20 protein-coding genes are annotated in these 24,534 nt (G+C 39.8%); 10 read left to right on the top strand and 10 right to left on the bottom strand.

The features are described from left to right. Together HWV58_RS22750 and HWV58_RS22745 are read left to right on the top strand one after the other, a co-directional pair. The gene (locus tag HWV58_RS22750; protein ID WP_235972802.1) at positions 1-534 is read left to right on the top strand and encodes a hypothetical protein; all 534 of its coding nucleotides are present in this window, start codon (positions 1-3) and stop codon (positions 532-534) included. A gap of 350 nt (positions 535-884) precedes the next feature. Continuing rightward, a complete protein-coding gene (locus tag HWV58_RS22745; protein ID WP_175636307.1) occupies positions 885-1,586 on the top strand; it encodes a hypothetical protein in 702 nt (233 codons plus the stop codon). Between the two features lie 304 nt (positions 1,587-1,890). Here the strand turns inward: HWV58_RS22745 and HWV58_RS22740 are convergent, their stop codons facing one another. The 7 genes from HWV58_RS22740 to HWV58_RS22710 all read right to left on the bottom strand — a co-directional run bounded on the left by HWV58_RS22740 (position 1,891) and on the right by HWV58_RS22710 (position 11,028). After that, entirely contained in the window at positions 1,891-4,920 is a 3,030-nt protein-coding gene (locus HWV58_RS22740) for an efflux RND transporter permease subunit (RefSeq protein ID WP_175636306.1), read from the bottom strand. Positions 4,921-4,922: 2 nt separating this feature from the next. Beyond that, complete coding sequence (locus tag HWV58_RS22735) at positions 4,923-5,849, bottom strand: efflux RND transporter periplasmic adaptor subunit (protein WP_175636305.1); 927 nt, start codon at positions 5,847-5,849, stop codon at positions 4,923-4,925. A gap of 2 nt (positions 5,850-5,851) precedes the next feature. Then, the gene (locus tag HWV58_RS22730; RefSeq protein ID WP_175636304.1) at positions 5,852-7,099 is read right to left on the bottom strand and encodes a TolC family protein; all 1,248 of its coding nucleotides are present in this window, start codon (positions 7,097-7,099) and stop codon (positions 5,852-5,854) included. A gap of 142 nt (positions 7,100-7,241) precedes the next feature. Further along, positions 7,242-8,033 (bottom strand): phosphatase PAP2 family protein, encoded by a 792-nt coding sequence (locus tag HWV58_RS22725; protein WP_175636303.1) that lies wholly within the window; start codon positions 8,031-8,033, stop codon positions 7,242-7,244. 5 nt (positions 8,034-8,038) lie between these two features. Continuing rightward, positions 8,039-8,443, bottom strand: coding sequence for a hypothetical protein (locus tag HWV58_RS22720; RefSeq protein WP_175636302.1), 405 nt, complete (start codon positions 8,441-8,443; stop codon positions 8,039-8,041). A 660-nt stretch (positions 8,444-9,103) separates the two neighbouring features. Continuing rightward, the gene (locus tag HWV58_RS22715; protein WP_175636301.1) at positions 9,104-10,354 is read right to left on the bottom strand and encodes a sensor histidine kinase; all 1,251 of its coding nucleotides are present in this window, start codon (positions 10,352-10,354) and stop codon (positions 9,104-9,106) included. Beyond that, positions 10,351-11,028, bottom strand: a complete 678-nt coding sequence (locus HWV58_RS22710) for a response regulator transcription factor (protein ID WP_175636300.1) — start codon at positions 11,026-11,028, stop codon at positions 10,351-10,353. Before HWV58_RS22710 ends, HWV58_RS22715 begins: the two co-directional genes overlap by 4 nt. A gap of 208 nt (positions 11,029-11,236) precedes the next feature. On the opposite strand from HWV58_RS22710, the gene HWV58_RS22705 reads away from it, so the two are divergent. The 4 genes from HWV58_RS22705 (at position 11,237) to HWV58_RS22690 (ending at position 16,992) form a co-directional block, all read left to right on the top strand. Further along, positions 11,237-13,660, top strand: a complete 2,424-nt coding sequence (locus HWV58_RS22705) for an outer membrane beta-barrel family protein (protein ID WP_175636299.1) — start codon at positions 11,237-11,239, stop codon at positions 13,658-13,660. Between the two features lie 118 nt (positions 13,661-13,778). Next, positions 13,779-14,489 carry a hypothetical protein gene (locus HWV58_RS22700; RefSeq protein ID WP_175636298.1) on the top strand — a complete coding sequence of 237 codons (711 nt, stop codon included), beginning with the start codon at positions 13,779-13,781 and terminating at the stop codon, positions 14,487-14,489. Positions 14,490-14,660: 171 nt separating this feature from the next. Beyond that, positions 14,661-16,604 carry an LTA synthase family protein gene (locus HWV58_RS22695; RefSeq protein ID WP_175636297.1) on the top strand — a complete coding sequence of 648 codons (1,944 nt, stop codon included), beginning with the start codon at positions 14,661-14,663 and terminating at the stop codon, positions 16,602-16,604. 22 nt (positions 16,605-16,626) lie between these two features. Further along, positions 16,627-16,992 carry a helix-turn-helix domain-containing protein gene (locus HWV58_RS22690; RefSeq protein WP_175636296.1) on the top strand — a complete coding sequence of 122 codons (366 nt, stop codon included), beginning with the start codon at positions 16,627-16,629 and terminating at the stop codon, positions 16,990-16,992. A gap of 65 nt (positions 16,993-17,057) precedes the next feature. On the opposite strand, the gene HWV58_RS22685 is transcribed toward HWV58_RS22690, so the two are convergent. After that, a complete protein-coding gene (locus tag HWV58_RS22685; RefSeq protein ID WP_175636295.1) occupies positions 17,058-17,552 on the bottom strand; it encodes an SRPBCC family protein in 495 nt (164 codons plus the stop codon). 159 nt (positions 17,553-17,711) lie between these two features. On the opposite strand from HWV58_RS22685, the gene HWV58_RS22680 reads away from it, so the two are divergent. Then, complete coding sequence (locus tag HWV58_RS22680; protein ID WP_175636294.1) at positions 17,712-18,692, top strand: GlxA family transcriptional regulator; 981 nt, start codon at positions 17,712-17,714, stop codon at positions 18,690-18,692. Here HWV58_RS22680 and HWV58_RS22675 read toward each other — a convergent pair. Then, the gene (locus tag HWV58_RS22675; RefSeq protein ID WP_175636293.1) at positions 18,689-19,864 is read right to left on the bottom strand and encodes a glycoside hydrolase family 27 protein; all 1,176 of its coding nucleotides are present in this window, start codon (positions 19,862-19,864) and stop codon (positions 18,689-18,691) included. The genes HWV58_RS22680 and HWV58_RS22675 overlap by 4 nt on opposite strands. A 147-nt stretch (positions 19,865-20,011) precedes the next feature. Here HWV58_RS22675 and HWV58_RS22670 point away from each other — a divergent pair, with 147 nt between their 5' ends. The 3 genes from HWV58_RS22670 to HWV58_RS22660 all read left to right on the top strand — a co-directional run bounded on the left by HWV58_RS22670 (position 20,012) and on the right by HWV58_RS22660 (position 22,475). Beyond that, entirely contained in the window at positions 20,012-21,400 is a 1,389-nt protein-coding gene (locus tag HWV58_RS22670; RefSeq protein ID WP_175636292.1) for a sulfatase, read from the top strand. Between the two features lie 138 nt (positions 21,401-21,538). After that, positions 21,539-21,985: a VOC family protein gene (locus tag HWV58_RS22665; RefSeq protein ID WP_175636291.1), complete on the top strand. Its 447-nt coding sequence runs from the start codon at positions 21,539-21,541 to the stop codon at positions 21,983-21,985. 13 nt (positions 21,986-21,998) lie between these two features. Beyond that, positions 21,999-22,475, top strand: coding sequence for a hypothetical protein (locus HWV58_RS22660; RefSeq protein WP_175636290.1), 477 nt, complete (start codon positions 21,999-22,001; stop codon positions 22,473-22,475). A 175-nt stretch (positions 22,476-22,650) separates the two neighbouring features. Here the strand turns inward: HWV58_RS22660 and HWV58_RS22655 are convergent, their stop codons facing one another. After that, positions 22,651-23,775 carry a YncE family protein gene (locus HWV58_RS22655; RefSeq protein ID WP_175636289.1) on the bottom strand — a complete coding sequence of 375 codons (1,125 nt, stop codon included), beginning with the start codon at positions 23,773-23,775 and terminating at the stop codon, positions 22,651-22,653. Positions 23,776-24,534 lie beyond the last annotated feature (759 nt).

Below are 24,534 nucleotides of genomic sequence, written 5' to 3'. Positions count from 1 at the left end.
ATGCTTACATCTTTTACCAGACCATTTATCCGTTTTACAGCCATTGCCTTTATATGTACTTTATCTTTTAAAGTAAAAGCACAAAGCAGCCCAACTGTTAATGTTTATCCAAAAATAACCGGCTATTTCAGTTTATTCCATCCTATCGGTACGTTTAATAAAGACGGTTTTCACAACAACTTTTCAAATGTTTATACTTTGGTGTTCCCCTTCGGAATCAACCTCCTAAAAAGCGACAAATTTGGTATCAGCTTCGAAATTGCACCAGCGATCCGCACCGAGCATAACATTTCAAAAGTGAGTTCGGTACTCTTTCATCCGGGTGCCATGTTTCGTTTTAAACATGGTTTTACCTTTATTGGTCGTGCAGCGTTCGAAACCAATGGCCGTTATGGTTTTACACCCGTTTTTAATCAGGTTATTAAGAAAGGGAAAAATACCAGTCTGTATATGGCTTTGCCACTACCAGTTAGATTTGGTAATGATCAACCCGCTTCTTTAACCACAGGTGTACAGGTTGGGGTAGCTTTTTAGCTAAGCCGCTAAAATTTATGATGTTAATGGGCACAGTCAAATACTTATCCCGACGGATAGTGTAGAAATATTTTCCCAATTCCACATAGCGTGGAAAAACAACCCCATTTAATGCTGCTTTATTTTAGGTTCCTCATCATGCCTTTATTTTTTTACGTAACAAGCAAATCAGCTTAAATAAGGCATTAATGATGCAAAAACCGCATATCACAAATAACCCATTAGCCAAAATTCCCATACCTGTACCTTAAAAGAAAAAATTGGTTTAGCTTTTGTCTTAGGCATTTATAACAGCATCAAATGATCAGTTCATTATGCTTTATGTTTTATTTACCTAACCAAACAAATCGATGTCAACAACCGAAAGCGGCTTCACAAAAAATGCAGCCAACCTAAAAGATTTAATTATTCGTTTAAAAACCCTGGGTGCGGCATATCAGCCTCCTAAGCAAGCCTTTCAGATAGAGGCTTTAGAACTCCTCTCAAAAAATGCTGACGAGTCTACCCGGATACTCAGCCAGGTACTTCCGATATACAGTAAAGCTGTAGATGAGCAGGAACTTATTTTTAAGGCTTTAAGCAATTTAATTACCAGGAGTTATAATTACCTGAAAGCAGCTATAGATAATCCTGCCGAACTGCAAACAGCTAAAACACTGGCCGATAACCTAAGGGGCATATCATCAAAAACAACAAAGGCTGATGGTACCAGTACCCAGCCCCATGTGCGCGTATCTTACGATACTAAAGTGGAAAACCTTAAACAATACATTGATGTGCTCATTATTAGCAAAATATATTCACCTGCCGAAGCCGATATCAGTATTGAAGCCTTACAAACGCTACTGATCAGTATGGAAAGCAATATTACTGCGGTTGCAATTGCCAAAACACCGGTTGATGATGCCCGTAGAAATCGGTTTAATGCATTTTACGATAAACAAAGCGGCTTAGTTATAATAGTAAAAGGGGTTAAAAACTATATAAAGGCCTCTCTAAAAAGCGATCACCCGCAACTTAAACACATTTTAGCTTTAACATTTAGCAAATAAATTAATCGTCATGCGGGTGGTCATCCCCGCATGACTTTTTTACAAACGATGTACAACAATCTCCAGACGATCTTTTCATTTATTTTACGCTGCATAACCTATTGTTAAATATATAGGACAATCCATTTAAATAATTGTGAGTCCATTCTACAATATGGTATCCCAATTTAACAATATTGCATTCCGATTTCCCAATAACCTGTTCCAATTCTCAAATACCGCATCCCAATTCTCTAATAACGCATCTCTGTTTATTAATACCAGAAAATCATTCATCTATACTTTATCATATTGTTTAAATATGCTACTCGTGGTATAACTTTCTAATCAGGCTTGGCAAAGCCACGAGCAGTAAAGGCAAGGCTACAATAAAACCACCAATTACAGCTATGGCCAGCGGCTGATGAAGTTGTGCTCCTGCCCCGATACCTAAAGCCAAAGGCATTAATGCAATAATTGCCCCCAGGGCAGTCATTAATTTTGGTCGTAAACGGGTAGAAATAGCAAAGGTAATGGCATCATCAACACTTAGTTTTTCCAGCGATTCTTTAAACTGCAGAAAGGTGAATATGGCATTCTCGCCAATAATACCCACAATCATAATCAAGCCTGTATAACTGCCCACATTTAAAGGGGTATGTGTTAAAAACAAAGCCAGATAACTGCCCGAAATCCCCAGTACTGAGATAACCAGAATAAGAAAGGCAGTTTTAAAATCTTTAAACAGGAACAGGATTACGCTAAACACCAGTAAGCTCGAAGCAATAAGAATGATTAACAATTCGGTGAAGGATTGTTGCTGCTCTTTATAGGCACCACCGTATTCGATGTGATAACCCGAAGGCAGGTTTATATTTTTATTTACAGCTTTCTGCAAATCTTTCATTACGCTGCCCAGATCCCGGTTATCCAGTCGTGCGGTAACTACCCCAATGCTTTGCAGATTTTCTCTTTCTACTTCTGCATTTCCGGATTTTAACGTTACCACAGCCATTTGCCGAATAGGAACAGCAGTTCCATCAGGCAGAAAAATTTTAAGTTTAATTATATCAGCCACACTAAAAGTCCTGCTGCCAGGGTACACCATACGAATAGGCGACAGCTGTTGTTTATCATACAAATCGCCGATTAAAGTACCTTGCATCGCCGTTTGAAGCTGCGATTGAAAAGCGGCCGGACTTACTCCATATTGCGCCAGCACAGCAAAGTTGGGCTCAATGTTTGCCGTTGGACCCGAGCGTACAATACCATCAAAAACGTCGGCTGTACCACTTACATGTGCAACAATACCTGCAACCTTTTTAGATAGACCTTGCAGTTTCTCCTGATCGTTACCAAAAATCTTTACTTCTATCGGCTGCGTAGAACTCATTAAATCGCCCAGCATATCACCAATTACCTGCCCAAAATCGATAACCAGTGCAGGCTGGGTATTTTCTATATGTGTACGGATTTCAGAAATTACCTCATCAGTGGTTTTTGTTCTGTTTGGTTTAAGCTGGATCAGATAATCGCCGGTATTGGGTTCGGTGATAAAGAAACCCATTTGTGTTCCTGTTCTACGCGAGTATGCCTGCACATCGGGGATTTTAACAATTTCCTTTTTTTCTACTTCCTTAAGCATCCTGTCGGTTTCTTCGAGCGATGTACCCGGAGGCGAAGCATAATCCAAAACAATACTGCCTTCATCCATTTCGGGCAGAAAGCCGGTTTCTAAACGCGGAAAAACAAGTGCTATCGATGCAAGCAGTACCAGCAAAAATAGAATGGAAATAGCAGGACGCGTAATAAAATAACGCACCCAGTTTTGCGGTTTAACCTCATGTACAACCACCTTTTTACCTGAAGCGGCATGGCTGCCACCTTTGCGGGTAAGCAAAAGATAAATTACGGGTAAGCCAATCCAGGTAACAAAGAAAGAACAAACCAGCGTAATAATCATGGTATTGGTCATTACCTGAAAATAAGCGCCTGCAACACCGGTCATCAATACAAAGGGTACAAAAATTACGATGGTACTAATAGAAGAACCCAGCATAGCCGGAAAAAGATAGCCAACAGCTTTGCTCAGTAATCGCATGGTAAGCTCTTCGGGATGTTCTTCGTGTGTACGGTGAATTTGTTCTACCACTACAATGGCATCATCTATAATTAAACCAATGGCCGCAGCAATGGCACCAAGTGTCATGATATTGAGCGAATAACCGATAAAATAAAGTACAATTACCGTTAAACAAAGTGTAACCGGGATGGTAATTAATATAGTAGCACTCGCTTTTAATGAGCGTAGAAAGATAATGGCTACCACAATAGCCAGCACCAAACCAATTAGCAAACTATCGCGTACACTTTTTACCGATTCGTTTACGAAATCGGCCTGTACATAATAAGGTTTAATGCTTACCCCTGCTGGTAAAATACGCTTCAATTGGGCTACCTTGCTATGCATCTCGTTAGAGAGATCGATCAGGTTGGCGTTGGGCTGTTTAATTACCGCAATCAGGATTCCATCTTTCCCATTGGCATTGATCCTGGTATATTCTACACTTTGCTGAATGTTTACCCGCGCAATATCCATCATCTTAATAATCCGGTTGCCTTTTCTGCTCAGTACCAGATTTTCTAAATCGCTTTTATTTTTAACTGTAGCATCGGTTACCGACAGATATAAATAATTGTGATCAGCCAGGTAACCGTTAGATTTTATAAAATTGGTTTGACTGAGTACATTGCTGATCTGATCGGGAGTGATGCCCAGCGCCTGCATTTTCTGTACATCAAGTTCAAGCCAATATTCTTTGCTTTTACCACCAATAACACGAATCTCTGAAACCCCGTCTACCTGCGAAAGAAATGGCTTTACCGTATAGGTTGCAATTTTTTTCAGTTCGGCGGGCGAATAATTGTGACTTTCTAAGCTATATCCGCTTACCGGAAGGATAGATGGATTCATCTTCTCGACCGAAATATTAACTCCAGCCGGCAATGAAGCACTTATTTTGGCAATCTGCGATTCTATCCGCTGCTGACTCAGATCGATATCAGCACCCGGATTCAAAAATGCCGAAAGTTCGCAACTACCACGGCTGGTGGTACTCCTCACCAACTGAAGATCGGGCACTTGTTTTACTGCATTTTCTAAGGGCCGCGTTACCGTAACTACCATTTTATCAACCGGCTGCAATTCAGCATCGGCAATAATCTTAATCTTTGGAAAGGTAATTTCGGGGAAAAGACCGGTTTTTAGCTGACTAAAAGAATAAACCCCTCCCACTATAATGATGAGCAGTACTGCCAGAATTGGGTTTTTATGGGAAACGAAAAACTTGTTCATGGCTATTGCTGAATTTTAACTTTGGCCGTATCGGCTATCCCATAATTCCCTGAAGTAATGATGCGGTCTTTTTTAGAAAACCTGGGCTCAAGTACTTCAATGCTATGCTCATTTTCGATTCCCCTTTTCACCTTTACCTTTACTGCGGTCGAATCGTTAATGAGTTTCATTACCCAAAACTCATCTTCTGTTTCGTTAGCCAATACTGCCGGTTTGGGCAATACCTGCGCCCCCGCATGACTCACTTTGGTTAACCGTACTTTGGCAATCAACCCTTCGGGAATATTTTTGCCTGCTGCAACTTTAAGGATATAACGCTGGGTTTGCGCAGCCGAATCAACCGAAGGCATAGTACCCGAAACTGTTCCGGTCATTTTTGTTCCATCGGGTAACAGAACCGCTAATGTTTTATTCTGGTTTATCAATTGGTTATACTCGTAAGGCAAATCGAGCAAAAAAACAAGGCTATTGCGGTTGCTGATGGTTGCCAAAGCTTCTCCATCCTGCACATAGTCTCCTTTCTGGTGATTTACCGCAACCAGGGTGCCCGCCTGATCGGCCCTGATGTTGGAAATACCCGAAAATTTAAAACCTGCATCAAGTTTATTTACACTATTGCCAATGGATCTTGCCTCTTTAGTGATTAAACTAAATAACAGCTGATGACTACTTACCTGCATACCCGTTACGGCTTGTGCATTTTCGATGTAACCATTGATATTGGCTTTTACAAAACTCTTTTCGAGATAGGCCGAAACTGCCGAAAGCTCAACAAATTCGGCCAGCGAACTATCTTTTACCGTAGTAACCTGAACAGGCGTAACTGGTGAAGGTTCATCAACCGTATCTGCCGATTCTGAATGCCTACAGCCCGAAAAGATAAACAGTACGGCAATGCAGCCGCATATAAATTTTAGATCGCTACTCATGGTTATCGGTTCCAGTAATTAAATTGATTAATCAGTTTTAAACGGTTAATATTGGTTTGGCGCAAGAGGTTTTGGGCGGCCAGGTAATTGTTAATGGCAATTACAAAATCGGCTACCTTTAAATCGCCGGTATGCATCAGTTTACGGTCTACATCAATTAAACCTTTGCTGAAACGGATCTGTTCGTTAATTTTAGGGAAAAGCGCATCGGTTTGATTCAGCTGTTGCCTGATCAGGTTTAACTGCTGCTGTTGCTGACGGATAAAAAAATTACGGTAACCGGCTATTGTTTTAGCAGAAAGGCTAAGCTTCTGGTACTGCATCTTCTTTTGATGGCCATCATAAATTGGTACAGAAAAGGTAAAACCAACACTTGTTCCCAGGTTCTTATAAGGCTGTAAAATAAATGAAGAATTATATCCTCCATTGGCATACACCCCAAGTTTGGGTTTATAGCTAAGATCAATTGCGCTTTTTTGATTGTTGTTTTTTAAGCTGTCGATATCAAAACGTTTACCAAAAAAACTTTGGTCAATAGTAGTGGTACCCGTTTGTAATTTTGGATCGGCCAGCATAACCTGTGTAGTATCGGTTATGCCTGCCAGATAATTTAAGGAGGCATAATCGTTTCTAAACTGTAACTCTGCCTGTTTTACCAGCAATTGCTGCTGTTGCAGTGTTACCAGAAAGGTTAAATACTCCGATTGTTTGTAAATATTACTTCTGGTTAATTTCTTTAATATTGCTTCTTCCTGCTGCAGTAACATAATTACCTCACGGTTAAAATCAACCTGCTGCTGACTGGCATAAGCCACAATGTATTGATCGGCAATAGATCTTTGCAAATCAAACAGCGACAGCTGGCCTGCATATTGAATAGAATCGCTTTGAATCTTAATCCCCTCTAGCTGATTATTGATCCGCTTTTTGTTCAGGAGATCGTAGTTTACATTAAGCAGGGCTTCTAAAGCTTGTCCGTTGGTAAGTACCTCATCGTAGCCATAACCCTGTATTACGGGGGCATAAATCCCGGCAGCGCTTGCCGTAACCTGTGGCCCTCCGGTAGCACGAATAATTAAGCTATCTACCCCTGTAGCACGTTGCTGGTTCTTAAAATCTTTAAGTAAGGGACTGTTTGCTTCGGCTTCTTTTAAATAATAACCGAGATTTTTTGATGGTACCTGAGCCAATACCCTTCTTGCTGAAAAGGTAAACAGACAAAGCACCAGGCAGGTTAATTTTAGCTTCATTTTACAAATTAATTCACCTCAATTATTTCATTTTCTCACAGCATTCTACAGTTAAGAGACTCCAAATTACTAATGAATTATGAAGAAAGTCTGTAGCTGACATTTTGCCCACTAACAAAGTAATTGCACACGCATTTTAAGATTAAAACCTGCCCGAAAGCATTAAGCCTGTACTTCCCTCCTGGTGAAAAGGCATTAAAGTAAAATTCCCGTCTTTCTTTGTGGTAAAAAGACTTTTAATGTATGGATACACCAGATAAGATATTTTTGTAGAAGCAATTCCGAATCCTGCACCTGCAACCACATCACTAAACCAATGTTTATTGTTGTACATGCGTAATGTTCCGGTAGCAGTGGCTACAAAATAACCGGCATAACCGATCCATGGATTAACATCCTTATACTCCTGGTGTAAAAACTCTGCCGCCATAAATGCCGAAGCCGTATGTCCGGATGGAAAAGAGTTTTCGCCATTGCCATTTGGCCGTTCCCTGCCCATACCCTGTTTTACAAAGTGAGTAGAAACACCCATAATAGCTGCCGAAGTTACATACAACATGGAAGCATCGAACAGGTTATGTTTACCTTTTACGCCAGAGAGATTAAGCGCATAAACCGCAGCGGCAGGCGCAAACTGGAGATAATCATCAACATGCGCAGCAAATAAAGGATGGTCTTCCTGTAATTCTGCCTTGGTACTCAAATCAAGCTGTTTTAATGCGCCATGATCATAAACCGCAGCAAAACCATAACCTGCCAATACCACAGGAGCAATAAAAGTGGCAGCCTTAAATCTTCTTTTTGGAACCGGATTGCCGGTATACCATCTTCCTAATGAATCGGCAGCAATATTTTTAACTGAATCGATACTTTGAGCGCTACACGAAAAGCCAACGGAAACGAAAAGGATTGTGCAATGAAAGAAATTACGCATGATTACTATTTTACAGGATTTCCGTTCGAATCGAATAAAAGATCTTTCCCTTTCACTTCTGCTTCATAATATATGCTTCCGTCTGCTTTGGTAATTTTAGCAGCTTCGGCAATTTTTACGCCCTTTAATTTAGCCAGAACAGCAGCAGGCAATTCGGTAGATTTAATTTCTACTTCTGTTTCTAAAAGCAATCCCTTAGCCGAATAAACCTCCGAAGTTTCTTTACCATTCCAGGTAAAGCCAGCTTCATAATTTTGTTTTTCCATTTCCCACGAAACTTTCGTTCCGGCATGAAGTTTTGTAAACGCAGCTTTAACCTCAGCAGGTACTTTAGCTGCATTAAGTTTTTGTGCCTGAGCCATGCTAACCGTGCCTGTGGCGAGCAATAAAATTCCAAAAAATGTTTTCATAGTTTTAAATTTTAATCAAAACTATATTTCAATTATGTAGAAATTCTGTAGTTAGCTGCTTCCAGCACATTCATTTTTTTTTGACTAATGCCCCTGATTTAAAAAGAAAAAGTATTTTAATATTTGAGGAGGATACCTGAAAATTCGCGGAAGTCTTCTTAAATCTGCGGGAAAATATTATATCCAAAATCTCCCGCTGATAGCGCAGATTTACGCAGAAGGAACTTTTATTTTATTAATAATGTTTTATGCATCTGCTTGGCTAAAATTGTATATCAAAATTCGCGGAAGTCTTCTTAAATCTGCAGGAAATATTATATCCAAAATCTCCCGCTGATAGAGCAGATTTACGCAGAAGGAACTTTTATTTTATTAATAATGTTTTATGCATCTGCTTGACTAAAAACTGTACATCAAAATTCGCGGAAGTCTTCTTAAATCTGCGGGCAAATATTATGTCTAAAATCTCCCGCTGATAGCAGATTTACGCAGAAGGAACTTTTATTTTATTAATAATGTTTTATGCATATGCTTGGCTAAAAACTGTACATCAAAATTCGCGGAAATCTTCTTAAATCTGCGGGAAAATATTATATCCAAAATCTCCGCTGATAGCGCAGATTTACGCAGAAGAAACACGACGGCATGCTTAAACACTGATTAAACAAAATAAACAACAAAAACATGCTCTCCGTTTTCTTCCTCATAATCGATTCGAAACCCATAAAGATTGCAGATCTGCTTAGTTATAGCTAAACCCAATCCCATGCCTTCAGAGTCTACTGATTTGGAAAAACGATCGAAGATTTTGGTTTGCAGGTGACGGGCTTTCCCCGAATTGGAAATGGTTAATGCTTGCTGATCCAGTTGAATATTGATGTAGCCGCCAGTAACATTGTGCCGCACTGCATTGCTAAAAAGATTGTTGAGCAGAATATCGGCCAGGTAGCGGCTCATTTTAATTTCTACAGGCATCAGGTTTTCAGTGAGTACCAGACCATCTTTTTCTAACAATTCCTGAAACTGGCGGCCCTTTGCTTCTACCATTTCTTTGAGATCGATATTTTGATAATCGGGTATCAGGTTATTTTCAATTTTAGCAAGCAGCAATAAAGACTGGTGTAACCTCGAAAGTCTGCCGGTTGCGTGGTAAATATCTTCCAGCAAAGCGCCCTGCTGTGCAGTAAATGATTCTGTTTGCAGTAAAGAATCTAATTTAGAATTAATTACGGCCAGAGGGGTCATCATTTCATGCGAAGCATTATCGGTAAAACTTTTAAGTTCTTTATAATCCTGCCGCACCCTTTCGGCCATGGCATTTACAGACTTATTTAACTCATTAAACTCATCAATTTTAGTTGGTTCGTGCGCTATATTATCCATCCGGGTAACCTCGAATGCTTTCATCCGGTTCAAAATAGAATAAAAGGGTCGCCAAAGTCTGTTGAGTAAAAACCTGTTAATTAGCAGGAGCGATATGAGCAAAACAACGGTAATACCTACGGTGATTAGTAAAATAATCCTTACCAGATCTTCCGATTCAACCCGCGATTTCGTTATTCTTACCACTATGGCTTTACCATCCAGGTGAACAACAGTAATTAAACTTCTTCCGGGTTCATTTTCCTGCTCTTTCGGGTTATAGTAAGTGGTATACAGAAATTCCCGTTCTGGCAAAGGCCCTTTAGGAGTTTGATAAGCAATCTGCTGATCGATATAATTTGCAGGTAAGGGAAGTTTATGAAAAGTATCTACGTACTGGTTAATTTCGTTCTCTTCTACCGCCAAATCCCGGTCGAGTTTTTCGGTTAAGATAAAGTGGATGACTACATAATAAATAATTCCGGTAATGATTAAAACCACAAGGGAGGTTAAAATATTTACCTGGTTGTAGCGGTTTGCCAGTTTCATACATCACCAAATTTATAGCCTATCCCATAAACAGAACGCAGATAATCGGATGCTCCGGCTTCGAGCAATTTTTTACGGAGATTTTTAACATGCGTGTAAATAAAATCGAAATCATCCGACAGGTCCATTTCATCGCCCCAAAGGTGCTCGGCCATTGCATTTTTTGTGACTACTTTGTTGCGGTTAGACAGAAAATAAACCAAAAGATCGAACTCCTTCTTAGTTAAAACAACCGGATGATTGTTGATGGTTACTTTCATGGCAGAAACGTCAACAGTTATTTCATTAAAGACAATCACATTATTGCCATCGAAATTCTTTCGACGGATAATGGCACTTACCCTGGCTTTCAGTTCAGATAAATGAAATGGTTTAACCAGATAATCATCGGCACCCAGATCGAGTCCGGCAAGTTTATCATCCAGAGAATGTCTGGCTGAGATAATCAGTACGCCATCTCTTTTTTTCAGTTGTTTAAGCCGGGTTAACAACTCCAATCCTTCACCATCCGGCAATCCTAAATCCAGAAGTATGCAATCGTAATTATAGAGCGATATTTTTTCATTGGCAGCAGCAAAATCTGAAGCATGCTCACAAATATTACCTTCACCAGTAAAATAGGCCAAAATACTTTCCAATAAAGCCTGTTCATCTTCTATAACTAAAATTTTCATTGGTATAATTTATTATTTAAACCGACATAAAGTAACCATTAAAACCGGGATTTGAAAGTTCGATACGTTTTAAACTTATGTAAATCGTTGTATTAATTTGCATAGATACACTTCAAATCTGTCGGAAATTTGAAGATGAATAAAAAATCAGCGGTTCAGTTTCTCTACAGAATTGCTTTCTAATTTGCCGGCGGAAAACTTATCAATTATGAAAAACTACAAACGAATATTAAAGCTATTTTGCTTTTCTATATTCTTGCTGGCCGATGATATTTGCGCGCAGGAAAAATCCATAACTGTTTCAGGACAGGTTAAAGAGGCGAAAAATAAAAGCAGGCTTCCTTATGCCAACATCGTTTTAAAAAAACCTAACGATGAAAAAGCGCTTTTAGGTACCATTAGCGATAATGAAGGGAGATTTGCAATAAAAGATATCCCTTCAGGTAATTACAATCTGCTCATTAGCATGATGGGTTATCAAACCATTAAAAAAGAAATTACTATTGGTACACTTAGTCCATTTCTCGATCTGGGTATTTTTGAACTGGCAGAAGATGCACAAACCCTTCAAACCGTTAATATTCAAGGTACATCAAACGAAGGCTTGAGTAATAAACTGGATAAAAAAACTTACGATCTTGCTAAAAACACCAGTCAGCTGGGTGGTTCGGTACTGCAGGCCATGCAAAACCTTCCGGGCATTACCATTCAGGATGGAAAAGTACAATTGCGCGGAAACGATAAAATTGCAGTGCTGATTGATGGTAAGCAAAATGCAATTACGGGTTTTGGCAGTCAAACCGGTTTGGATAATATTCCGGCTTCGGCTATTGAACGTATTGAGATCATCAACAACCCTTCTTCAAAATACGATGCCAATGGTAATGCGGGAATCATCAATATTATATACAAAAAGAATAAACAGGAAGGCTTTAACGGTAAACTGGGAGTGAGTACCGGTTTAGGCGCATTGTGGCAGCGCAAAGATAACCTGCCCGGAATAAGCGCTCCGTATCAGGCCACGCCGAAGTTTAATCCTTCTTTATCATTAAATTACCGCAAGAATAAATTCAATACCTTTTTACAGGCCGATTATCTGTATACCCAAACCCTGAATAAGAATGAATTTTCTCAACGTGTGTATGATGATGGAACAATAATTAACCAACAGGTTAAACGCAACCGTACCACAACATTTACCACGGTAAAGAGTGGTTTCGATTATAACCCCGACGAACGCAATAGCTTTACCCTATCTGGCTTTTTTAACCGCGAAAAAATTGGTGATCTTGGCGATATCCCTTATTTCAACAGTGATTTTACGGTTAGAAACCGACTTTGGCAATTTGTAGAAGATGAAGTGAAATATACCGCTACTGGTGCTGCACTTTACCAGCATAAGTTTGCACAACCCGGCCATACGCTAAGCGCAGGCTTTAACTATACCTGGCACCGGGAGGATGAAAAGTATTTCTTCACCAATATCATGCCCACCTTTACTGGTATGGATGCTTTTAAACTGCTTTCTGACGAGCATGTTGCCGATTTTAATCTCGATTATATCCGTCCGCTGAAACATGGGCGAATAGAAGCCGGCGTTAAATACCGAAACCGTTTTATCCCGACCAATATGCAGTTTTTCCAAGGGCTAAATTCGCCAATCGATATCAATGCAGGTGGCTGGGCCGATTACAGCGAAAACATACCGGCAGTATATGGCAACTATGTTTACGAAAGCAATAAAATTGAACTGGAGGCTGGCCTTAGAATGGAGTATGTAAGCGTAAATTATAAAGTAAACCCAAACCACGATACTTATAAGAGCGATGGCTATGAGTATTTCAGGCCTTTCCCTAACGTACGTTTTGCTTATAAAATAAACGAGACAAACAAATTAAGTGCTTTTTATAACCAACGGGTAGACCGTCCGAATGAGGTCGACATCCGGATCTTCCCGAAATATGATGAGCCCGAACTGCTGAAAGTGGGCAACCCTACCCTTCGCCCACAATTTACGCATGCCATAGAGTTAGGCTATAAAAACACCTTGAATAAAGGTTATTTTTATGCTTCAGCCTTTCATAAAACTGTTAACGGAACCATAACCCGTATTGCAACCATTGTTCCGGGCAATACCATTATTTACAACATCTTCCAAAATGCCGGCAAAAGCTTTAATTCGGGTGGCGAATTACTTTTACAGCAGGAACTTGTACCCTGGTTTTCATTTAATCTGAGCACCACAGTATATCAAAATAAAATTGATGCCTTTACCGTCGCCAATCAGTATCCGGTGCCAACCATATATAGTATGCCGAAGCAGTCTATCGTATCAGGCAATGCTAAATTTAACGGACAGTTTAAATTAGCCCAAAAAACAGATATCCAGCTTTCTATGGTTTATTTAGCTCCGGATATTATTCCACAGGGAAAAATCGGGAGCCGCTTTTCAACCGATCTGGGAATTAAAAAACAGATTCAAAATGGAAAGGGTGAACTCTTTTTAAACGGAAACGACATTTTCAACACTTTAAAAATCAAGAAAAACATTACTGGTAATGGTTTTAGTTTTAGCAGCACTGATTTTTATGAAACGCAGGTTTTTAGAATGGGCTACAGTTATAAGTTCTAAATAATGGGTTTAAGGGATAAAAAAGGGACTTCGTTACCCCAACTTCAGAATTGCTACAGAATTGAAACTTACATTTAAGACCAATGATTAACCAAATCTGATATCCTTAAAATCAATTATGATGACAAAACTTTACCACATTACAAGCGCACTGCTGGTAGTAGTGCTTTTTATGGGCTGTACCAAAAAAGAGGTAGCGGCAGATACTAAATTGAGCTACAGTTTTAGCGCCAGCAATTTAAATGCATCGTTAAGTAGTAATGCGAGTGCCAGCGGTGCGGTGGTAGCCGCAGGTACCAACGGAAGCATAAACTGGGCAACAGCAAGTATTAATATAGCTAAAATCGAATTCAGTGCAACTAAATCAGGTAGCGGGGCAATAAATCTCGAAACTAAAAACCTGTATCTGGTAAATGCTTTAAAACCCGATTCTTTATCTGGCAAGGTGGCTATCGCATCGGGTGTTTATGAAAAAAATCAATTTAGCCTAACCTTAACCAGTTCGGTAACCAATCCGCCCCTGCTGCTAACTGGAACATATATAGAAGCTTCGGGAACAAAAATCCCGGTAAGGTTTGAAATGAACCAGTCGCAGCTAATTAAACTCGAAGCCCAAAGAGTAGAAGTTACTTCGGGAACCTACCTGGCCAGAGTTACCGTACAACTTAATGCCCTGGTAACCGGTTTAACAGCAAGTGATTTTGGACAAACCACACGTACTGGCAGCAATAACATGATTATTATTTCGAATACCATTAATAAAGCGTTATACGAGAAATTAACTGCACGTTTTACTTCGACACTGAGTGTTAATTTTTCGAAGCAGTAGCAAAGCATGGGCGTTAATTAAGTATTAATGGATTGTTAAATTAAATCCATAACCTTATTTTCGCCCACGCTAACCAAACATTCAGAATTCCTTCAGAATTGAAACTTACTTTCGCCCTTTGCAAAAACAAAGTCGGGCAGGTAAGCTCAAGACTTTGGAATGTCCCCTATTATGAGCATTAAAGAAAAAACAAGTAAACTGCTGGAAAACAGGTTTGGCCCTGTTTTATTGGCCACCCTGTTATTATGCAGCATTTCGTTATTAACCCGCATTAGCCTGTTAATTTACAGCGCAACATCTTTTGAGTGGTCTATCTTAAACCTGTTAAAAGTTTTTGTAATCGGTTTATTTTACGATCTGGCTGCAGCATCTTTTGCCATTATACCTTTGGTTATTTATTTATGGCTTTTCCCGGCAAAAGGTTATACCGGCAAAACCAGCAGAGTATTACTGTTTGTTTATTTTTTCGTTGTTATTTTAACGCTTATTTTCAATGCCATTTCTGAGTGGTTTTTTTGGGAAGAATTTTCGGTAAGGTATAATTTTATAGCGGTCGATTATCTGGTGTACACCACAGAGGTGATTGGAAATATTCGTCAGTCGTACCCCATTAATACCATTTTAACCGTACTGGTTATTTTAACAGCGGTTATTGTTTACCTGTTAAGGCGCATCATTACAGTATCTACCCACCAGCAAACACGCTTTGGCAAAAGAACCAAAACGGCACTCCTTTTACTTTGCCTGCCTGTTTTTACCTATTTCTGTGTAAGCCACAAGTGGAAAAGCAACAGCAGCAACCAGTATGTAAACGAACTTTCGGGTAATGGGATGTATGATTTCGGTTTTGCTTTCTGGCATAATCAGCTCGATTACGATACCTTTTATAAAACACTTCCGGTTAAAAGTGCAACCAACATTATTCAGCAATTGCTCCAGCCAGGCGCAGCTGCAAGAACCGATATCAGTACTTCGCGCGGAGTAAATAACAGCGGAACTGAAAACAGAATGAATGTGGTACTGATTAGTGTAGAGAGTTTAAGTGCCGAATTTTTAGGCACATTTGGCAATACACAGCACATTACACCGCAACTCGATTCGCTGGCCAAAGAAGGCCTGCTTTTCAATAATTTATACGCATCGGGCACCAGAACCGTACGTGGATTAGAAGCACTTTCACTTTGTATCCCTCCCACTCCGGGCCAATCGATTGTAAAACGCCCGGATAACAAAAACCTTTTCACTTTGGGCAATGTATTCCGCTCAAAAGGCTACAACAGCAGGTTTATTTATGGCGGTTATGGCTACTTCGATAACATGAATGAGTTCTTTTCCAATAATGGCTACGAGGTAACCGATAGAAGTGCCTTAAAGGATTCGGAAATCCATTATTCGAACATCTGGGGTGTGGCTGATGAGGATCTTTTTACCTTATCATTAAGAGAACTGGATAAAGATTATAAAAACAACAAGCCATTTTTTGCGCAAATCATGACGGTTTCTAATCACCGCCCTTATACTTATCCCGAAGGTAGAATAGATATCCCATCGCACACAGGAAGAGAAGGTGCGGTAAAATATACCGATTATGCCATTGGTAAGTTTATACGCGAAGCCAAACAAAAACCCTGGTTTGCAAATACCTTATTTATTATTGTAGCCGATCATTGCGCTTCAAGCGCCGGTAAAGTAGAACTACCGGTCGATAAATACCACATTCCTATGATTTTTTATAGCCCGGGGCACATTGCGCCAGGAAAATTCGAAAAACTTACTGCACAGATCGATATTGGCCCAACCATTTTAGGCTATTTAAATTTCAGCTACGATAGTAAATTTTTCGGTCAGGATGTATTTAAAATGAAAGATACAGATGAACGCGCATTTATCAGTACCTATCAAAGTTTGGGCTACATTAAAAACCAGAAGCTGGTTGTGCTCGATCCAAACAAAAAAGCAAATACTTATCAGCCCGATTTTAAGACAGGAAATGCCGAAAAAATCCCTGCAGATCAAAAGCTGATTAATGAGGCTATTGCCAACTATCAAATGGCCTCTTACCTGTATCAAAACGGATTATACGGTTTTGATGTGAAAAGGAAGCCGGCGAAATAACAGTTAACAAAAAAAACAAACCATGGGTATTAATATTGGATTACTAATCTGGAAAGAGATGAAAGTTAAGTCGATGAGCCGCGAGCAGCTTGCCGAAAAAGTGCAGCTTAGTAAGCACCGTGTGGGTACAATACTGAAATCGACTTCGATAGATACGGATATACTCACCCGCATCTCAATAGCCCTTGATGTTAACTTTTTCGAGTACTTCCGCAAAGACGAAGATCTGGCGAAGATAGAAATGGGCTCAGGCCCAAAGCACAACCAGGAAATTGCCGATTTGAAACGCCTAAACAGCGATAAGAATAGGCTGCTGGAGCTTTACGAGGAAACGATTAAAAGCCAGAAAAAAATTATTGCTTCGTTAGAAAACCTTGCGAAACCTTAGTGATAAGGAGCAATCGCAAGGTTATAATTCTGGTTAAATGGGGATGTTTAAACTAAATCTTTTAATCAGGCTTCGAGCTTCCATTTTTTAGCCAGTTCGGTATTATAACCATCCTCTTCTTTAGGGTTTGGTTGTCCTTTACCGGTTGTAATGAGCTGAAATAAACTTCCTTTAATATAATTGGTCCAGGCTTCGCGGCAAATTTCGAAACATTCGTATTGCGGTACCAAACCTTCATGCGTAAAAGTTACCAGGGTTTTGTTGTCTGCCGCCGAAATATCGAAAGTTAGTTTCGTGCCTATCCATTCACTTTTATCTTCGGTAAACTTAAAATAGTTATCGAGTACGAGCCATACTACTTTTTTACCGGGAACGAGTTCTACCAGTTTTGCCTTGCAATAGTGAACATCGCGATAGTGGTAAATAAACTCGGCATTAAGTTCGTTGGTATTACCCGTTACATCTTCCGACCACCATCCGCGTATATTGGTAATGGCATTAAATGCTTCATTTGGGCTTTGATCTACCTCAATGGTAGCCGTAAAATTTTCTTTTTCCATGGTATTGATGTGGTTTAATTTTTAAATATGGATTAGTATATACCAAAGTTAACCCAATTAACACTTTGGTGTAGGGTGTAAAACAGACATTGTAACGGGTTGATTTGGACAAGCTTAAACCCTATCTTTATATCAGACTCTACACCTCACAATACGAGAATGAAACACATCACCATATTGGTTCCCGATGGGCCTAACAACCTGAGCAGCATTGTTGGTTCTTTTAAAATACTGAGCAGGGCTAATGCATACTGGCAGGAGACTGGCCATGAAGCGTTGTTTAAAATCGAACTGGCTGGCATTTCGGATGAAGTAAGCTATTACGATGGTTTGTTTAGCGTTAAACCGCACCGGCATATATCGGCCATTAGCCACACCAATCTGGTGATTATTCCCTCATTAAACCACAATTACGAAAAAGCCATTGAAGGAAACCAGGTGCTTACCAATTGGATAGCCAGGCAATACCAGCAGGGAGCAGAAATTGCCAGCATGTGCACAGGGGCTTTCCTACTGGCTGCTACCGGTTTGTTAGATGGCAAGAGTTGCTCTACCCATTGGGTGGTTGCCGATAATTTCAGGAACAGATTTCCGAAAGTACATTTAAAAACCGACCAGTTAATTACTGATGAAAACGGCATATATACCAATGGTGGGGCTTATTCTTTTCTAAACCTGTTGTTATACCTTATTGAGAAGAATTTCGACCGGCAAACGGCTATCTATTGTGCCAAAGTTTTCCAGATTGAAATGGACAGGCATAGCCAGTCGTCGTTTATTATTTTTAAGGGGCAAAAGCTACATAGCGATGAAATGGTAAAAGAAGCGCAAAACTACCTGGAGGACCATCTGCATCAAAAAATCGCTGTAGAAGATTTATCTGCCCGCTTTTCTGTAGGCAGAAGAAATTTCGACAGGAGATTTATCAAAGCCACAGGCAACACACCTATCGAATACTTACAAAGGGCTAAAATAGAATCGGCTAAAAGAGCCTTCGAAACCAGCCGAAAAACCATTAACGAAGTAATGTACGAGGTAGGCTACGCGGATGCAAAAGCTTTCCGCGAGGTATTCAGAAAAATAACAGGCATTTCGCCATTGGAATACAGAAACAGGTACAATAAAGATTTACTGAGTTAAGACTTTACTTTAAGTACCACTACGCCATGCCCGGGAACAGCAAATGTTTTTTTGTTTTTTATCGTCCCCAAATCGGCATGCAGCCAAAGATCTCTTAACCGGCTGCTGTTCTTGATACCCAAACTTTTGGCATCGAGGTTAAATGCTGTGGTTTTGGTACCGCGGTTCATAATGGCAATGGCTTTATCTCCTGTAGCCAACGGTTTTAGCCATAGCTCCATATCGCCATCTTTTAAAATCCTGGTGGCCTGCTTAAAGCCTTTGTCCTGATTTAGCGCTATTATCTCCTTATTAGTTAGTATCTCTATCGTTTGTTTTGACATCGAGCGCAAATCGTTTCCGGCCAGTAAAGGCGAATTAAGCATACACCACATCGAAAAATGTGTTTTATCTTCTTCGTAAGTCATGCCTCTGCCTACCTGGAGCATATCCATATCGTTGTAATGACCAGCTGAGGCATATTTGTATAAGTCGGCATTGAGGTCGATAATTTTAAGGATTGAAGCGAAACTTGCACTAATATCGCCCGATATACGCCACGAATCGGCTTCGGTAATGGCCCATTTTCCGGGGAACTGCCAGCGGCAAACATTAAAAACGATATTTTTATCTATCGCTTTAACGGCGCGGATAATTTTGGTGTACTCGGTTTGCTCATCCAGTTTCATTTTCTCGCCTCCGCACCAGTCTACCTTTAAAAAATTGAAGTTCCATTCTTTAAAAAACAGGTTGCAATCTTCATCAAGATGTGAATAAATACCCACTCCTATTCCTTTTTGATCGTTATCCCAGATAGATCCGCAGGTATTTAAACCAGCATCGGTATAAATACCTGCTTTGAGTTTTTTACTGTGAATATAATCGGTTAGCGATCTCATCCCGGAAGGAAATTTTTGCTGGTCTACAAAAAGTTTTCCGGCGGCATCTCTCCCGCCAAAAAAGCCATCGTCTATATTAATAAAACGGTAGCCGGCATCATACAATCCCGATGATATCATCGCATCAGCCTGCTCCCTGATCATCTTTTCATCTATTTTAACCCTAAAGTTGTTCCAGCTACTCCAGCCCATAATTGGCGCTTTGGCTTCCTGCGCATGCAAAGCAGGATAAAAACCCAATAAAAGTGCAATTAGCAAAAAACTTATCTTTTTAAGTGCAGGATTAAAATTCATATTGAAATGTTGAGGTTAGCATCTCAAAGATATAAATACTGTATGATCCGTCAAGCCTGCATCTTATTGTTTTATTTACTTTATTTGCAATCTGCCAACAGCCAAAAAAATGGTGTTGGAAAATTTAACCATCTATAAACATCCTAAATGAAAAAGCGTTTAATTGCAATACTCTATTTTTTTTTAATTATCCCCTGCTTAACAATAGCCCAGCAAAAACCTAACATTGTATTTATTAATATGGATGATATGGGATGGCGGGATGCAGGCTTTATGGGTTCGAAATTTTACGAACCCCCAGTAATGGATAAATTGGCCGCACAAGGAATGATTTTTACCAATGGCTATGCTTCGGCATCTAATTGTGCGCCCAGCAGAGCCAGCATGCTTAGCGGTTTATGGCAAACCCGCCACGGCATTTATACTGTAGGTACTTCTGAACGTGGCGATAGCAAAAACCGTAAGCTGGTACCTGTAAAAAATACAGAGGTGCTTAACGCCGGTTTTAAAATTTTCCCGCAGCTGTTAAAAGAAAACGGATATAACACCTGTATAGCCGGCAAATGGCACATGAGCGACAATCCCCTAAGCTACGGTTTCGATGTAAACATTGGCGGATCGCATGCCGGAAGTCCGAAAAGCTATTATCCGCCTTACGGCAATGTAAAAATTGAGGGACCAAATAACCAATACCTTACCGATTTAATTACCGATAAAGCCATCGATTACATTAAAAGCCAAAAAACAAGCAAGCCCTTCTTTTTGTATTATTCATCATATGGTGTGCATAGCCCCATTCAAAAGGTAGATAGTTTAATGCATAAATTTAAAGGCAAACCAGCCGATGATGGCCAACGTAACCAGGCCTATGCCACCATGCTGAACAACGAAGACCGTAATATTGGCCGGTTAATCCAAACGCTCGAAGCGCAGGGACTGATGCAAAATACACTTATTATTTTCACCTCAGATAATGGCGGTTTTAACCAGGTTACCTGGCAGCATCCTTTAAGGGCTGGTAAAGGCAGCTATTTTGAAGGTGGTACGCGTGTTCCGCTGGTGTTTGTATGGAAGGGTAAAATTAAAGCCGGTACTACCAGCGATATTCCGGTAACCAACCTTGATTTTTACCCAACGCTGATGCAGGTGGCCGGTATAAAAGCATACCCTAAAGTAGATGGCAATAGCATTTACAATTATCTGCTGACGCAAAAAACGGAACAAACACTTACCGATCGGCCGTTATACTGGTATTTCCCCATTTATTTAGAGGGGGGAAATGCTGAAACTAACGATAATATATTCAGAACCCGACCGGGCGAAACGATACGTAAAGGCGATTGGAAACTGCACCATTATTTTGAAGATGACACGGTACAGCTTTACAACCTGAAAAACGATATCGGCGAAAAAAACAATGTGGCCAAACAAAATCCCAAAATAACGGAAGCATTGCTTGCCCTGTTAAAAACCTGGGCACAAAAGGTGCAGGCACCAGCTGTAACTACATTAAACAAAGATTATGCGCCCATTTAACGCAAAACAAAATAAATAAAAGCCAAAACCTTCATACTTTAAAACAAGATTTGATGCAGTATAAACCATCTTAAACAGATGTTACCTGCTTTCTGATATTTCAGTTCAATTGCTATATTTAGTAAAAAAACAAAGCACATGGAAGAGCAACAAAAACAAGCAGAAAACCCACTTACACCCAAAGTAACCGGCATTGGCGGCATTTTCTTTTTTTCAGATAATCCCAAAGATACTAAAGCCTGGTATGCCAAAAACCTGGGCTTCGATGTTAATGAATGGGGATCGGTAAGTTTTGATTCGAGAAATGTGAACAGGCCCGAAGAAATTAACTCATTGCAATGGAGTCCGTTCAAAAATGGAGATGAATACTTTGCCCCTTCCAAAAAAGATTTCATGATCAATTACCTGGTTCAGAACATCGAAGGACTGGTAGCGCAACTGAAAGAAAACGGTGTAACAGTACTGGATGATATTGCAACCTACGATTTCGGAAAGTTTGTACACATTATGGATGCCGAAGGCAATAAGATTGAACTTTGGGAACCGGCTGATAATAGCCCGCAAGCGGATGAAATTAAAGGATAATAATCAGTACTTAATGAAAATATTCCCAGGCAAAAGAGTTGAATTCAGGTTGATTGATAGTTATCATGAAACATTGAACCGGCTCGACCGCAGAACCGAGAAATCGGAAAATCTAATCTCTAAATATACCGAGAAATCTTTTCGGGGAACCTTAAATGGTAATCATTTTAAACTGGTCTCATCTGCAATTGGAAAGGGTTCATTTTGCGTAATGACCGGAGCGATAGAAATCGATAAGGGTTACGTAGAAGTTGAAATAAACAAAATATTCAGGGTTTTACTCAGCATCTTACTAGTCTTCCCTATTGTGGGATTTATCGTAATCATGATTAGCGATTTGAATAAGTTTTCGCTAGCAATGGTATTGATAACAGTTGTACAGATTTTAATATTAAGATTTGTTTTAATCGGAATAGCATTCAATTTCCTATCGAAAGAAAGCCTGAATAGACTACGTGATGTTTTAGACCTCGAGTGGATTACGGATTAAGACCATTAGGCAGAAGGTAAAACTAATACTGATGCAAATCTTGCTCAATCATCAAAACACCAATGCCCAATAGCATTTAAAATTACTCCCGAAGACTAATTCGCTCTTCGGGAATACTAAGGTCGCTCCGACCGGGAATGAATGCATTCGACTTAAATCTTAAACACCAAAATGTTTACTCTCCATATACGCTGATAACACTAACTGTATTGGCGGTATAGTTTGATACAAAAGCATATTTACCATCAGGGCTCATTAATATCGCTCCCGGAGACTGTCCGACATTAATGGTGGTCGGAACCAACAAATTGGTAGCTAAATCAATAATATTTACGGTTCCTTGCCCGGCAGTTAAACCGGTATAATTTGGCGCTCCTGAGCTATATAATGTATTGTAGTTCGAAACAAATCCGTAAAGTCCGTCTGGCGTAATATCAAATCCAGATGGCTGGATCCCCAGTTCAATCAAAGCAGACTGTGTTTTTTGTTCAAGATCTATTACGCAAACTGTTGTACCGTAAGGGGCAAAATTATTACTTCCAAAATTGGTAAGGTAGGCGAACTTACCAGAAGCATCAATCTTTATCGCAAACATACCAAATAGAAAAGGGCTGCTGGCTAAAAAAGGAGCTCCTCCAATGGTATCAACTACAGTATTCGTACTGGTTGAAATCTTCGAAATTGTACCTTGCCATGGCTCTCCGTTTGTATAATTTGCGGTGTAAACAAAATCACCTTTCGGGCTAATGGCAATTGCAGCTGGTGCGGCAGCTTGTGTATATTCACTTAAAGTAATTTCTTCAATAATTTTTCCGCCAATCAAGTCTACTACACTAACCGTATTACCAGATCCTGATGGAATTGCTGTACTTGCACCATAATTGTTAACATAGGCTTTAGTCCCGTCAGGGGTAATTACCATGCCCGATGGCCCGTTAAATCCATCAATTGTTCCGGTAACCTGATTGGTCGCGGTATCGATAATGCTAATTGTCGACGCATCTGAATTGGTAACGTAAGCCTTGGTTTCATCTTTGGATAATGTTACGGTGTAGGGTTGGTTAAATGTTCCACTTGATATGGTTAAGATGGGCATAAAGGTTTTTAGGTCAATCAAGCTCACCGTATCACTTCCGGCGATACCGTAGTTATTTCCGTTTGCCACATATAATTTAGTGGAATCGGATGTTATGGCCATTGCAGTAGGATTCACCCCTACATTTACGGTGGCAATTAATTTACTGTTTAAAATGTTTTTTGGCTGATTTTCAGTAGCGTTAATATTAGTTTCTGACATCATAATTTAATTTAACTTCCCTACTCGTATGGCTTTTCGGTTTGGCCCCGTTTTTTGAAGTGGTCTCTGGTCTCCACTTATGGGATTCATTTTTTTTTAATCGTAAAAATTTATCTTTTTCAGATCTCCTGATTTCGCTGTTTCCTCTTTTTTAAATTTAACGCGTCAGCCTGCATACAGCCAGTACTATATACCAGTGGCTCTATGGAGAATTCATTTGCTGCCAATTACTCAGAAGTTTATACAGCCTTTCCTGATAAGCGCACAGCTGATTGATTCAATTTTAAAATAAAAGGGTAAGGCGATATAAGTAGTTTAAATGCACCGGTTGGGTAAAATTTTACCGGCAGGAAGAAACATCGGGAGTTTCTGAAGTAAGATCCTTTTTGTGATGGGAAATTTCATTTTGATGGAGTTGATTAATTTGAAGCAAATTAAGAAATAAATAGAAAATTTGTAAAGCAAATACTATTTTTTCGATTACAGCTTTTGTTTTTTTGGCAGGGATGCACAGTCTGACTAAAGTTTTTAAAACACTTAATCAGGCATTTCTTTTTTTGCTGATGTTGCTTGTAGAACCAAAAGGTATCGCGGAAAGAGAACGAATATGCAACCCGGCAAAATGAATAGGGGCAATCGAGTAAGAAGCAGGGGATTAGTTTCCCTGCTGTCTCCTCACACCACCGTACGTACCGTTCGGTATACGGCGGTTTGTCAGAATAACTTCGTTTGGTGTGTCGTTTTCCAATAGTAATAATTACC

The organism is Pedobacter ghigonis (genome assembly GCF_903166585.1).
Lineage (GTDB): Bacteria > Bacteroidota > Bacteroidia > Sphingobacteriales > Sphingobacteriaceae > Pedobacter > Pedobacter ghigonis.
Note: the sequence above shows the minus strand (reverse complement) of the source record. Positions and strands in the feature narration are given on the sequence as shown.

Coding starts and splice junctions, on each gene's coding strand:
- HWV58_RS22665 (WP_175636291.1), top strand. CDS start 21,539: ATGGAAGAGCAACAAAAACAAGCAGAAAACCCACTTACACCCAAAGTA.
- HWV58_RS22690 (WP_175636296.1), top strand. CDS start 16,627: ATGGGTATTAATATTGGATTACTAATCTGGAAAGAGATGAAAGTTAAG.
- HWV58_RS22655 (WP_175636289.1), bottom strand. CDS start 23,775: ATGATGTCAGAAACTAATATTAACGCTACTGAAAATCAGCCAAAAAAC.
- HWV58_RS22705 (WP_175636299.1), top strand. CDS start 11,237: ATGAAAAACTACAAACGAATATTAAAGCTATTTTGCTTTTCTATATTC.
- HWV58_RS22660 (WP_175636290.1), top strand. CDS start 21,999: ATGAAAATATTCCCAGGCAAAAGAGTTGAATTCAGGTTGATTGATAGT.
- HWV58_RS22735 (WP_175636305.1), bottom strand. CDS start 5,849: ATGAGTAGCGATCTAAAATTTATATGCGGCTGCATTGCCGTACTGTTT.
- HWV58_RS22750 (WP_235972802.1), top strand. CDS start 1: ATGCTTACATCTTTTACCAGACCATTTATCCGTTTTACAGCCATTGCC.
- HWV58_RS22670 (WP_175636292.1), top strand. CDS start 20,012: ATGAAAAAGCGTTTAATTGCAATACTCTATTTTTTTTTAATTATCCCC.
- HWV58_RS22675 (WP_175636293.1), bottom strand. CDS start 19,864: ATGAATTTTAATCCTGCACTTAAAAAGATAAGTTTTTTGCTAATTGCA.
- HWV58_RS22730 (WP_175636304.1), bottom strand. CDS start 7,099: ATGAAGCTAAAATTAACCTGCCTGGTGCTTTGTCTGTTTACCTTTTCA.
- HWV58_RS22700 (WP_175636298.1), top strand. CDS start 13,779: ATGATGACAAAACTTTACCACATTACAAGCGCACTGCTGGTAGTAGTG.
- HWV58_RS22745 (WP_175636307.1), top strand. CDS start 885: ATGTCAACAACCGAAAGCGGCTTCACAAAAAATGCAGCCAACCTAAAA.
- HWV58_RS22695 (WP_175636297.1), top strand. CDS start 14,661: ATGAGCATTAAAGAAAAAACAAGTAAACTGCTGGAAAACAGGTTTGGC.
- HWV58_RS22740 (WP_175636306.1), bottom strand. CDS start 4,920: ATGAACAAGTTTTTCGTTTCCCATAAAAACCCAATTCTGGCAGTACTG.
- HWV58_RS22685 (WP_175636295.1), bottom strand. CDS start 17,552: ATGGAAAAAGAAAATTTTACGGCTACCATTGAGGTAGATCAAAGCCCA.
- HWV58_RS22710 (WP_175636300.1), bottom strand. CDS start 11,028: ATGAAAATTTTAGTTATAGAAGATGAACAGGCTTTATTGGAAAGTATT.
- HWV58_RS22725 (WP_175636303.1), bottom strand. CDS start 8,033: ATGCGTAATTTCTTTCATTGCACAATCCTTTTCGTTTCCGTTGGCTTT.
- HWV58_RS22720 (WP_175636302.1), bottom strand. CDS start 8,443: ATGAAAACATTTTTTGGAATTTTATTGCTCGCCACAGGCACGGTTAGC.
- HWV58_RS22680 (WP_175636294.1), top strand. CDS start 17,712: ATGAAACACATCACCATATTGGTTCCCGATGGGCCTAACAACCTGAGC.
- HWV58_RS22715 (WP_175636301.1), bottom strand. CDS start 10,354: ATGAAACTGGCAAACCGCTACAACCAGGTAAATATTTTAACCTCCCTT.